An 11,511-nucleotide genomic window follows, 5' to 3' on the forward strand; every position below is an offset into this window, starting at 1 on the left:
AAGGACCGTGATCGACGTGAAGGTCGGCATCCCCCGCGAGGTCAAGAACAACGAGTTCCGGGTGGCCATCACCCCCGCCGGTGTGCACGAGCTGGTGCGCAACGGCCACCAGGTCGTCATCGAGCGGGGCGCCGGCCTCGGCTCCTCGATCACGAACGAGGAGTACGTCTCCGCCGGAGCCACCCTGCTCGACACCGCCGACGAGGTGTGGGCCGCCGCCGACCTGCTGCTGAAGGTCAAGGAGCCCATTGCGGAGGAGTACCACCGCCTCCGCAAGGACCAGATCCTCTTCACCTACCTGCACCTGGCCGCCTCCAAGGAGTGCACGGACGCGCTGCTGGAGTCCGGCACCACGGCCATCGCCTACGAGACCGTCGAGCTGCCGAACCGCGCCCTGCCGCTGCTCGCCCCGATGTCCGAGGTCGCGGGCCGCCTGGCCCCGCAGGTCGGCGCCTACCACCTGATGCGCGCGGCCGGCGGCCGTGGCGTGCTGCCCGGCGGCGTCCCGGGCGTGACCCCGGCCAAGGCCGTGGTCATCGGCGGCGGTGTCTCCGGCTGGAACGCCACCCAGGTCGCCGTCGGCATGGGCTTCGACGTGACCCTGCTCGACCGTGACATCAACAAGCTGCGCGAGGCCGACAAGATCTTCGGTACGAAGGTCAAGGCGATCATGTCCAACTCCTTCGAGCTGGAGAAGGCCGTCCTCGACGCCGACCTCGTCATCGGCGCGGTCCTCATCCCGGGCGCCAAGGCGCCGAAGCTGGTCACCAACGAGCTGGTGGCCCGTATGAAGCCGGGAAGTGTTCTTGTCGACATCGCGATCGACCAGGGCGGCTGCTTCGAGGACTCCCACCCCACGACACACGCCGAGCCGACCTTCGAGGTCCACAACTCGGTCTTCTACTGCGTGGCCAACATGCCGGGCGCGGTGCCCAACACCTCCACCAACGCCCTCACCAACGCGACGCTGCCGTACATCGTCTCGCTGGCCAACAACGGCTGGGTGGAGGCGCTGCGCCGCGACGCCGCGCTCGCCAAGGGTCTCAACACCCATGACGGCAAGGTCGTTTACAGGGAGGTCGCCGAGGCCCACGGCCTGGACCACGTCGAGCTGGAGACCCTGCTCGGCTGACGCCAAAAGGCGATTCGTCAACAAGCGTCGTCAACAGCGCGCACCCGGCCGGACCTTGCCCGACAAGGTCCGGCCGGATGTGTGTATGGTCACTTTGCGGCTCTCGCTCAACTCGCCTCGAACGTAACCCTTCGACCGATTCGCACACCGGTGAAACCTGCGGTGCGACGGCCTTACGCCCTTGACAGCGAGATGTTTCATTGCCGACACATCCTGCCGGGTCCGGCGGATTGTGTTGCTGCGGACCGCCGACACGCCATAGAGTCGCCAACCGTCGGCATGGTGCCACGCTGACCTTGTCTAGAAGTTTCCTGGTCACCAAGGAGGTAAGACGACTTGTGAATGAGTCGACATTTTCTCCCGGGGGTGGTCAACCAGGAATGCCGGTCCGGGGCCAGGGCCCCGCGGGATTCGAGGCTGTCGGCTCCGTAGCTGTGCGCACCTTCGCAGCCCACCAGAGTTCCGGCCCGCAGGTGGTCGGGACAGCACACCAGAGCATGGATGGCCATCACGTGAACGCCATGGCCGGCGACGGAAGTGGCGCGCCCCACAACCACTTCGCCGACTACGACGAACTGCCCGAGGGGCACTTCTACGACCCCGACGCCGAGTACGAGCCCGATCCGGAGTACGCGGCCACGCTCGCGCCCGACGCGGCCCGCCAGCGCCGTGAGCGCGTGGGTCCCACCGGACGCCCGCTGCCGTACTTCCCGATCCCGGGCCCGCTGACCGACCACGGCCCCGCGAAGATCATCGCGATGTGCAACCAGAAGGGCGGCGTGGGCAAGACGACGTCGACCATCAACCTGGGTGCCGCGCTCGCGGAGTACGGCCGGCGCGTGTTGCTCGTGGACTTCGACCCGCAGGGCGCGCTGTCGGTCGGTCTCGGCGTCAACCCGATGGAGCTGGACCTCACCGTCTACAACCTGCTCATGGAGCGGGGCATGTCCGCGGACGAGGTCCTGCTGAAGACGGCGGTCCCGAACATGGACCTGCTGCCGTCCAACATCGACCTGTCGGCCGCCGAGGTCCAGCTGGTCTCCGAGGTCGCCCGTGAGTCGACGCTCCAGCGCGCACTCAAGCCGCTGCTGCCCGACTACGACTACATCGTGATCGACTGTCAGCCCTCGCTCGGCCTGCTCACGGTCAACGCGCTGACGGCCGCGCACAAGGTGATCGTGCCGCTGGAGTGCGAGTTCTTCGCGCTGCGCGGTGTGGCCCTGCTGACGGAGACCATCGAGAAGGTCCAGGAGCGGCTCAACCCCGAGCTGGAGCTGGACGGCATCCTCGCCACCATGTACGACTCGCGCACCGTGCACAGCCGTGAGGTGCTCGCGCGTGTCGTCGAGGCGTTCGACGACCACGTCTACCACACGGTCATCGGACGCACGGTCCGCTTCCCGGAGACCACGGTCGCCGGTGAGCCGATCACCACGTACGCCTCCAACTCCGTCGGTGCCGCCGCCTATCGCCAGCTCGCCAGGGAGGTGCTCGCCCGGTGTCACGCCGAGTGAGTCTGCCGGGGGCCGACGAACTCTTCCGCACGACAGGGGGGATGGCGCTCCAGCCGTCGGCTCCCCGCCGTGCGGCCAACGGTGAGGCCCGGGTGCCGGCTCCCGCGGGGGAGAGCGACGAGACGGCCGCCGCCGAGGACACACCGCAGTCGGTGCCCGTGCAGGGCGGCGACGGAGAGGGCGCGGAGCACGCGGCGGCGGAGGCCGACCCGGCCGAGACGGCCGAGTCCCGCACCCGCCCGGCGCGCCGCCAGGCGGCGCAGGAGGACCCGGCCGCCGCGCAGCCGCGCAAGCGCGGGCGGGCGGCGGCCCGGCGGCCCAGCGGGCGCGAACGGCACGACGAAAAGATCACCGTGTACGTCTCCGCCGAGGAACTGATGGACCTGGAGCACGCACGCCTGGTGCTCCGCGGCGAGCACGGGCTCGCGGTGGACCGCGGGCGGATCGTCCGCGAGGCGGTGGCCGTGGTCCTGGCCGACCTGGAGTCCCGCGGGGACGCGAGCATCCTCGTACGACGGCTGCGCGGGCGGTAGCGATAGCCTTCGGGGGCTATGACCTCGAACGCAGCCCCTGCCCCCGGCGCACCCGCCGGCCGTCGGCGCGCGCTGGGACGAGGCCCGACGGCTGCTCCGCTCGAACCGGAGCACGAGCCGCGGATTCCTGAACGCGGGCCTGAGCCTCCCGGGCACGGGCCTGAGGCCGCCGGGGCGGAGCCGGGAGTCGCCGGGCGCGATGCTGAGGATTCTCGCGATCCTGAGGATTCTGAGGAGCAGCCGCAGGGCCTCGGGGGCAAACCGGCGGTCCCCGCGGACGAACCGCCGATTCCCGGGCGCGGGCCCGGGCTTCCCGAGGGCGAACCGGAGGCCTCCGGGGGCGGCCCGGCGGTCCCGGCAGACGGGACGCGGATTCCCGGGCGCGGGCCCGGGCTTCCCGAGGGGGAGCGCCGGGATGCCGGGCGGGAGCCGGGGGGCGCGGTGCCCCAGGAGGGCCAGGACGTCCCCGACGGGGTCTTCACGGTGCGTCTGGCCAACTTCGAGGGGCCCTTCGACCTGCTCCTCCAGCTGATCTCCAAGCACAAGCTGGACGTCACCGAGGTCGCCCTGTCGAAGGTCACCGACGAGTTCATGGCGCACATCCGGGCCATGGGACCCGACTGGGACCTGGACCAGACGACCGAGTTCCTCGTCGTGGCGGCCACCCTGCTCGACCTCAAGGCCGCCCGGCTGCTGCCCGCCGCCGAGGTGGAGGACGAGGCCGACCTCGCCCTGCTGGAGGCCCGGGACCTGCTGTTCGCGCGGCTGCTGCAGTACCGCGCGTACAAACAGATCGCCGACATCTTCAACCAGCGGCTCGACGACGAGGCCCGGCGTTTCCCCCGTACCGTCGGCCTGGAACCCGAGCACGCCGAGCTGCTGCCCGAGGTCGTCATCAGCATCGGCCCCGAGGGATTCGCCCGGCTGGCGGTCAAGGCGATGCAGCCCAGGCCCAAGCCGCAGGTGTACGTCGACCACATCCACGCCCCGCTGGTCAGCGTCCAGGAGCAGGCGGGGCTCGTGGTGGCGCGGCTGAGGGAGCTGGGTGAGGCGAGCTTCCGGGTGCTGATCGAGGACACCGACGACACGCTCACCGTCGTCGCCCGGTTCCTCGCCCTGCTGGAGCTGTACCGGGAGAAGGCCGTCGCCCTGGAGCAGGAGACCGCGCTCGGCGAGCTGACGGTGCGCTGGACCGGCGGGGACGCGGACAGGGCACCCGTGGTCACCGACGAGTTCGACCGGCCGCCCGAGAAGCCCGAGGAGAAGAAGGCATGAGCGAGGAGACCGCCGGGATCCAGGCCGGGCTGCGGACCGTGGCCGGGCTCGACCTCAAGCCCGCCCTGGAGGCGATGCTCATGGTCGTGGACGAGCCCGCGACCGAGGAGCACCTGGCGAAACTGCTGGAGCGGCCGAAACGGCAGGTCGCGGACGCGCTGCGCGAGCTGGCCGACGAGTACACCGTGCAGGGCCGCGGCTTCGAGCTGCGGTTCGTGGCCGGCGGCTGGCGCTTCTACACCCGCGCCGCGTACGCGCCCGCCGTCGAGCGGCTGGTGCTGGACGGCCAGACCGCCCGGCTCACCCAGGCGGCGCTGGAGACCCTCGCGGTGGTCGCCTACCGCCAGCCGGTCAGCCGCAGCCGCGTCTCCGCCGTGCGCGGGGTCAACTGCGACGGCGTCATGCGCACCCTGCTCCAGCGCGGTCTGGTCGAGGAGGCGGGCGCGGAACCCGAAACAGGTGCGATCCTGTACAGGACGACGAACTACTTCCTGGAGCGGATGGGCCTGCGCGGCCTGGACGAGCTTCCGGAGCTCGCGCCCTTCCTCCCCGAGGCGGAGGCGATCGAGGCCGAAACCCAGGAAGGGGTCCCGTCGTTCGACCCGGACGCGCCCGACGCGCCCGGCGGTCAGGACGCAGACGACTAAGACGGAAACCTTGATGCGAAGCAGCGGTAGCGGCAAGAGCGGCGGGCGCGGTAACCACCGCGGTGCCGGCAACGACAGGGACCAGAAGCAGGGGCAGGGGCGTCCCCGCAAGCCCCGCCCCGAGGAGCGCCGCTACGACGTGGGCCCCGGGGCCACCAAGGACGGCCCCAAGGCCGGGCGCGGCGGCGCGGCCCGCGGCGGCGCCAAGGGCGGCCCGAAGCGGCCCCAGCAGAGCGGCCGTACGGAGCCGGCCCGCTCGCGCGAGTACGAGACGCGGGTCGAGGAGCGCAACCGGGAGCGGTACGCCGGCAAGAAGGACGTCAAGCTCCCGAAGACCTTCCCGGGCGCCGAGCAGGAGGGCGAGCGGCTGCAGAAGGTGCTCGCGCGCGCGGGCTACGGCTCCCGGCGGGCCTGTGAGGAGCTGATCGAGCAGGCGCGGGTCGAGATCAACGGCGAGATCGTGCTGGAGCAGGGCCGCCGTGTCGACCCCGAGAAGGACGAGGTCAAGGTCGACGGCCTGACGGTGGCGACCCAGTCGTACCAGTTCTTCTCGCTGAACAAGCCCGCCGGTGTCGTCTCCACCATGGAGGACCCGGAGGGGCGGCAGTGCCTCGGTGACTACGTCACCAACCGTGAGACGCGGCTCTTCCACGTCGGCCGGCTGGACACCGAGACCGAGGGCGTCATCCTGCTCACCAACCACGGTGAGCTGGCGCACCGCCTCACGCACCCGAAGTACGGCGTGAAGAAGACCTACCTCGCGCACATCGTCGGCCCGATCCCGCGCGACCTCGGCAAGCGCCTGAAGGACGGCATCCAGCTGGAGGACGGCTACGCGCGCGCGGACCACTTCCGGGTCGTGGAGCAGACCGGCAAGAACTACCTGGTCGAGGTGACGCTGCACGAGGGCCGCAAGCACATCGTGCGGCGCATGCTGGCGGAGGCGGGCTTCCCCGTCGACAAGCTGGTGCGCGTGGCCTTCGGCCCGATCACCCTGGGCGACCAGAAGTCGGGCTGGCTGCGCCGCCTGTCGAACACCGAGGTCGGCATGCTGATGCAGGAAGTCGACCTCTAGAGCACCACGCCGTGATCACCTTCCCCTCCGGCCGCCGGGTGACGGTCGAAGGGGGAGGGTGATGTCGTAGGCCCGCCGGGACAGAAAGGCGCCGCGCGGCGCCAGCTCGCAGAACGCGGCCAGGTCAGGCCAGGTGGATCGAATTTCCCGACACCTTGATCGACTCCTTGCCCAGGGGCCGGGTCGCGGGACCGTGGGCCACCGAACCGTCGGCGATGTGGAACTTGCTGCCGTGGCAGGGGCAGTCGATGGTGCCGTCCGCGACCCGGTTCACCGTGCAGCCCTGGTGCGTACAGATCGCCGAGAACGCCTTGAAGTCACCCTTCTTCGGCTGGGTGACCACGATCTTCTGCTCCTTGAAGACCTTGCCGCCGCCCTCCGGGATGTCGCTGGTCTTCGCCAGTTGCTTTCCGGTCGGGGCCGCCTCCTGCGCGGCGGGGGACGTCTCCATCCCGTCCATGCCGGAGTGGGACGTGTCCATCCCGGAGGGGGACGCCGGCGATGCCGGCGCCGTGGTGCCGCCGTCCTTGCCGCCGCATCCCACGCATCCGAGGGCGAGCGCGCCGGCACCCGTGGCGAGGACCGTGCGCCGTGTCGCGGGCTGGGTCATGTCAAACCTCCGCACAAGCTTCTCAAACTGGAAATACCAGATCTTTCACATCGTCTCAGCGCGCGGGCGGCGCGCGCCCGTACCGCGCGGGCTGACTACGCTGGACGGACCAAGAACAGACGCACGTCAGCGAGGAGCAGCGCCGTGGCGGTACGAGCGGTCCGGGGGGCCGTCCAACTGGAGCGGGACGAGGCCGGTCACATGGAGGAGCAGGTCGGAGCGCTGCTCACCGCCGTCCTGGAGCGCAACGGGCTGACCGCCGACGACCTGATCAGCATCTGGTTCACGGCCACCCCCGACCTGCACAGCGACTTCCCGGCCGCCGCCGCCCGCGGGCTGGGCATCGTGGACGTCCCCCTCATCTGCGCCCAGGAACTGGACATCGCGGGCGCCATGCCGCGGGTCGTGCGGGTCCTCGCGCACATCGAGTCGGACCGGCCCCGCGCCGACATCAGCCACGTCTACCTCGGCGCCGCCGCGGCCCTGCGCAAGGACATCGCCCAGTGAGAAGCGCTCTCGTCATCGGAACCGGTCTGATCGGCACCTCAGCCGCCCTCGCGCTCGCCCAGCGCGGGGTCACCGTCCACCTCGAGGACCACGACCCCGGGCAGGCCCGCACGGCCGCCGCGCTGGGCGCCGGCACCGACGAGGCCCCCGAGGGGCCGGTCGACCTGGCGATCGTGGCCGCCCCGCCCGCCCACGTGGCCCGGGTGCTCGCCGACGCGATGCGCCGGGGCGTGGCCCGCGGCTACCTGGACGTCGCCAGCGTCAAGGGCGGCCCCCGCCGCGAACTGGAGACGCTCGGCCTGGACCTGGCGGCGTACATCGGTACGCACCCCATGTCCGGCCGGGAGAAGTCCGGTCCGCTGGCCGCCACCGGCGACCTCTTCGAGGGCCGGCCCTGGGTGCTCACCCCGACCCGGGACACCGACACCGAGGTGCTGAACCTCGCCCTGGAACTGGTCTCGCACTGCCGGGCCGTCCCGGTCGTCATGGACGCCGACGCCCACGACCGCGCCGTCGCCCTCGTCTCCCACATGCCCCACCTGGTGTCCAGCATGGTCGCCGCGCGCCTGGAGCACGCCGACGAGGCCGCCGTACGGCTGTGCGGGCAGGGCATCCGGGACGTGACCCGCATCGCCGCCTCCGACCCACGCATGTGGATCGACATCCTGTCGGCGAACCCGGGCCCGGTCGCCGACCTGCTCTCCGACGTCGCCGCCGACCTGGACGAGACGGTCCAGGCGCTGCGCGCCCTGCAGTCCGCCGACGAGGCCAAGCGGAGCCAGGGCGCCACCGGCATCGAGGACGTGCTGCGCCGCGGGAACGCCGGCCAGGTGCGGGTACCCGGCAAGCACGGCAGCGCCCCGCGCGTGTACGAGACCGTCGTCGTCCTCATCGACGACCAGCCCGGCCAGCTGGCCCGCATCTTCGCGGACGCGGGCCGGGCCGGCGTCAACATCGAGGACGTCCGCATCGAGCACGCGACGGGACAGCAGGCCGGTCTGATGCAGCTCATGGTCGAGCCGAAGGCGGCGGTCTCCCTGCGGGAGGCGCTGCGCGAGCGGGGCTGGGCACTGCGCCAGTGACGCCCGGCGAGGGCCCCTCCCGCGAGCCAGTAACCTTGTCCGGGGCGCCCTCGTGCCCCCGACCCCCGCTCACCACCCTTCACCAGGAAGGTGTCCCCCGTGGAACACGGCGCCGCCCCGACCGCCAAGCCCGTGATCGTCGCGATCGACGGTCCCTCCGGCACGGGCAAGTCGAGCACGTCGAAGGCCGTGGCCGCCCAGCTCGGCCTCAGCTACCTGGACACCGGTGCCCAGTACCGGGCGATCACCTGGTGGATGGTGAGCAACGGCATCGACCTGGACGACCCGACCGCCATCGCCGCCGTCGCCGGCAAGCCGGAGATCATCTCCGGCACCGACCCGGCCGGACCCACGATCACGGTCGACGGCGTGGACGTCGCCGGCCCGATCCGCACCCAGGAGGTCACCTCCCACGTCAGCGCGGTCAGCGCGGTGCCCGAGGTGCGCTCGCGGATCACCGACCTGCAGCGCTCGCTGGCCGGCGCCGCCGAGCGGGGCATCGTGGTCGAGGGCCGGGACATCGGTACGACCGTCCTCCCGGACGCCGACCTGAAGATCTTCCTCACCGCCTCGCCCGAGGCCCGCGCCGCCCGCCGCAGCGGTGAGCTGGAGGGCGCCGACGTCAACGCCACCCGTGAGGCACTGATCAAGCGCGACGCCGCCGACTCCAGCCGCAAGACCTCGCCGCTCGCCAAGGCCGACGACGCGGTCGAGGTGGACACCACCCAGCTCACCCTCGCCCAGGTCATCGAGTGCGTCGTCACCCTGGTCGAGGAGAAGCGAGCCGGGAAGTGAGCCTTCCACCGGTTCCCTCCGAGCGGGGCGCCGAGATCGGCCGGCGCATCGGCGTCGGTCTCATGTACGGGCTGTGGAAGCCGCGGGTGCTCGGCGCCTGGAAGGTGCCGGCCACCGGCCCGGTCATCCTCGCCGTGAACCACTCCCACAACATCGACGGCCCGATGGTGATGGGCGTGGCACCCCGCCCCACACACTTCCTGATCAAGAAGGAAGCCTTCATCGGCCCGCTGGACGCCTTCCTGACCGGCATCGGCCAGCTGAAGGTGGACCGCGCCGCCGCCGACCGCACCGCCATCACCCAGGCCCTCGGCCTGCTGGCGGCCGGGGGAGTGCTGGGCATCTTCCCGGAGGGCACCCGGGGCGAGGGCGACTTCGCCTCGCTGCGCGCCGGGCTGGCCTACTTCGCGGTCCGCAGCGGGGCCCCGGTGGTCCCCGTGGCGGTTCTGGGAAGCACCGAGCGGCCCGGACGGTTGATAAAGGCACTGCCCCCGCTGCGCTCCGGCGTCGACGTCGTCTTCGGTGACCCCTTCGAGGCGGGCGACGGGTCCGGGCGGCGCACCCGCGCGGCGCTGGACGAGGCGACCGAACGCATCCAGAAGCAGCTCACCAGCCACCTGGAAAACGCCAGGCGCCTGACCGGGCGCTAGGCGACACTTGAGTAGTGGATCAGCCCACGAGGGGTGCTCCACCGATCACCACGATGAACAACGAGGTACGGACTTCATGAACGACGACATCCAGCCCGACGGCTCGGCCGAGCACGAGTACGAGCACGGGGCTCTCGGCGACGCCGAGTACGCGCAGTTCATGGAGCTCGCCGCGGAAGAGGGCTTCGACATCGAGGACGTCGAGGGCGCCATCGAGGCGGCGGGCCACGGTCCGCTGCCCGTGCTCGCCGTCGTCGGCCGCCCCAATGTCGGCAAGTCGACCCTGGTGAACCGGGTGATCGGCCGCCGTGAGGCGGTCGTCGAGGACAAGCCGGGCGTCACCCGCGACCGCGTCACCTACGAGGCCGAGTGGGCCGGGCGCCGCTTCAAGGTCGTCGACACCGGCGGCTGGGAGCAGGACGTCCTCGGTATCGACGCCTCCGTCGCCGCACAGGCCGAGTACGCGATCGAGGCGGCCGACGCGGTCGTCTTCGTGGTCGACGCCAAGGTCGGCGCGACCGACACCGACGAGGCGGTCGTACGGCTGCTGCGCAAGGCCGGCAAGCCGGTCGTGCTGTGCGCCAACAAGGTCGACGGCCCGAGCGGCGAGGCCGACGCCTCCTACCTGTGGAGCCTGGGCCTCGGCGAGCCCCACCCGGTCTCGGCCCTGCACGGCCGCGGCACCGGCGACATGCTGGACGCCGTCCTGGAGGCGCTGCCCGAGGCGCCCGAGCAGACCTTCGGCGCCGCCGTCGGCGGCCCCCGCCGTATCGCGCTCATCGGCCGCCCGAACGTCGGCAAGTCCTCCCTGCTGAACAAGGTCGCGGGCGAGGAGCGCGTCGTCGTCAACGAGCTGGCGGGCACCACCCGCGACCCGGTCGACGAGCTGATCGAACTCGGCGGGGTGACCTGGAAGTTCGTGGACACCGCGGGCATCCGCAAGCGCGTCCACCTCCAGCAGGGCGCCGACTACTACGCCTCCCTGCGCACGGCCGCCGCCGTGGAGAAGGCGGAGGTCGCCGTCATCCTGATCGACGCGTCCGAGAACATCTCGGTCCAGGACCAGCGCATCGTCACCATGGCCGTGGAGGCGGGCCGTGCGGTCGTCCTCGCCTTCAACAAGTGGGACACCCTCGACGAGGAGCGCCGCTACTACCTGGAGCGGGAGATCGAGACCGAGCTGGGCCAGGTGGCGTGGGCCCCGCGGGTGAACGTCTCCGCGCGTACCGGCCGCCACATGGAGAAGCTGGTCCCGGCCATCGAGACCGCCCTCGCCGGCTGGGAGACCCGCGTCCCCACCGGCCGTCTGAACGCCTTCCTCGGCGAGCTGGTCTCGGCCCACCCGCACCCCGTCCGGGGCGGCAAGCAGCCGCGCATCCTGTTCGGCACCCAGGCCGGCACCAAGCCCCCCCGGTTCGTGCTCTTCGCCTCCGGCTTCATCGAGGCGGGCTACCGGCGGTTCATCGAGCGCCGGCTGCGCGAGGAGTTCGGCTTCGAGGGCACCCCGATCCACATCTCGGTGCGCGTGCGCGAGAAGCGCGGCGCGAAGAAGAAGTAACGGCGGTACGACGTGAGGGGCGGGCCCCCCGTTTCCGGGGGGCGCCCCCCCACCCAGGACCGCGGCCGGCACAACGAGGGAGAGCGGCGGGTTGGGTGAGTATGTGTGGGGGTTGGTGTTTTTATAGGGGGTG

The 11,511-nt window shown here is 71.5% G+C and carries 12 protein-coding genes; 11 read left to right on the top strand and 1 reads right to left on the bottom strand.

What is annotated here, in order from left to right; genetic code table 11:
* The first annotated feature begins 16 nt into the window (after window positions 1-16).
* The 6 genes from ald (at window position 17) to AB0B40_RS31585 (ending at window position 6,176) form a co-directional block, all read left to right on the top strand.
* Complete coding sequence (ald, locus tag AB0B40_RS31560; RefSeq protein ID WP_345056094.1) at window positions 17-1,132, top strand: alanine dehydrogenase; 1,116 nt, start codon at window positions 17-19, stop codon at window positions 1,130-1,132.
* Between the two features lie 380 nt (window positions 1,133-1,512).
* Complete coding sequence (locus tag AB0B40_RS31565) at window positions 1,513-2,646, top strand: ParA family protein (RefSeq protein WP_345056052.1); 1,134 nt, start codon at window positions 1,513-1,515, stop codon at window positions 2,644-2,646.
* Window positions 2,631-3,179: a hypothetical protein gene (locus AB0B40_RS31570; RefSeq protein WP_362266929.1), complete on the top strand. Its 549-nt coding sequence runs from the start codon at window positions 2,631-2,633 to the stop codon at window positions 3,177-3,179. The genes AB0B40_RS31565 and AB0B40_RS31570 overlap by 16 nt, the downstream gene beginning before the upstream one ends.
* An 18-nt stretch (window positions 3,180-3,197) precedes the next feature.
* Complete coding sequence (locus tag AB0B40_RS31575; protein WP_362266932.1) at window positions 3,198-4,454, top strand: segregation/condensation protein A; 1,257 nt, start codon at window positions 3,198-3,200, stop codon at window positions 4,452-4,454.
* Window positions 4,451-5,101: an SMC-Scp complex subunit ScpB gene (scpB, locus tag AB0B40_RS31580; RefSeq protein WP_362266934.1), complete on the top strand. Its 651-nt coding sequence runs from the start codon at window positions 4,451-4,453 to the stop codon at window positions 5,099-5,101. Before AB0B40_RS31575 ends, scpB begins: the two co-directional genes overlap by 4 nt.
* Before the next feature lie 13 nt (window positions 5,102-5,114).
* Entirely contained in the window at window positions 5,115-6,176 is a 1,062-nt protein-coding gene (locus tag AB0B40_RS31585; RefSeq protein ID WP_345048850.1) for a pseudouridine synthase, read from the top strand.
* Between the two features lie 124 nt (window positions 6,177-6,300).
* Here the strand turns inward: AB0B40_RS31585 and AB0B40_RS31590 are convergent, their stop codons facing one another.
* The gene (locus AB0B40_RS31590; protein WP_362266936.1) at window positions 6,301-6,786 is read right to left on the bottom strand and encodes a Rieske 2Fe-2S domain-containing protein; all 486 of its coding nucleotides are present in this window, start codon (window positions 6,784-6,786) and stop codon (window positions 6,301-6,303) included.
* Window positions 6,787-6,930: 144 nt separating this feature from the next.
* Here AB0B40_RS31590 and aroH point away from each other — a divergent pair, with 144 nt between their 5' ends.
* The 5 genes from aroH (at window position 6,931) to der (ending at window position 11,378) form a co-directional block, all read left to right on the top strand.
* Entirely contained in the window at window positions 6,931-7,293 is a 363-nt protein-coding gene (aroH, locus tag AB0B40_RS31595) for a chorismate mutase (protein ID WP_345048853.1), read from the top strand.
* Entirely contained in the window at window positions 7,290-8,375 is a 1,086-nt protein-coding gene (locus tag AB0B40_RS31600; protein ID WP_362266938.1) for a prephenate dehydrogenase, read from the top strand. Before aroH ends, AB0B40_RS31600 begins: the two co-directional genes overlap by 4 nt.
* Window positions 8,376-8,474: 99 nt before the next feature.
* The gene (cmk, locus tag AB0B40_RS31605; RefSeq protein WP_345048855.1) at window positions 8,475-9,170 is read left to right on the top strand and encodes a (d)CMP kinase; all 696 of its coding nucleotides are present in this window, start codon (window positions 8,475-8,477) and stop codon (window positions 9,168-9,170) included.
* A complete protein-coding gene (locus AB0B40_RS31610) occupies window positions 9,167-9,820 on the top strand; it encodes a lysophospholipid acyltransferase family protein (protein ID WP_345048857.1) in 654 nt (217 codons plus the stop codon). Before cmk ends, AB0B40_RS31610 begins: the two co-directional genes overlap by 4 nt.
* Window positions 9,821-9,896: 76 nt before the next feature.
* A complete protein-coding gene (gene der / locus AB0B40_RS31615) occupies window positions 9,897-11,378 on the top strand; it encodes a ribosome biogenesis GTPase Der (RefSeq protein WP_345048858.1) in 1,482 nt (493 codons plus the stop codon).
* Window positions 11,379-11,511 lie beyond the last annotated feature (133 nt).

This window comes from Streptomyces sp. NPDC042638, assembly GCF_040647235.1.
Classification (GTDB): domain Bacteria; phylum Actinomycetota; class Actinomycetes; order Streptomycetales; family Streptomycetaceae; genus Streptomyces; species Streptomyces rameus.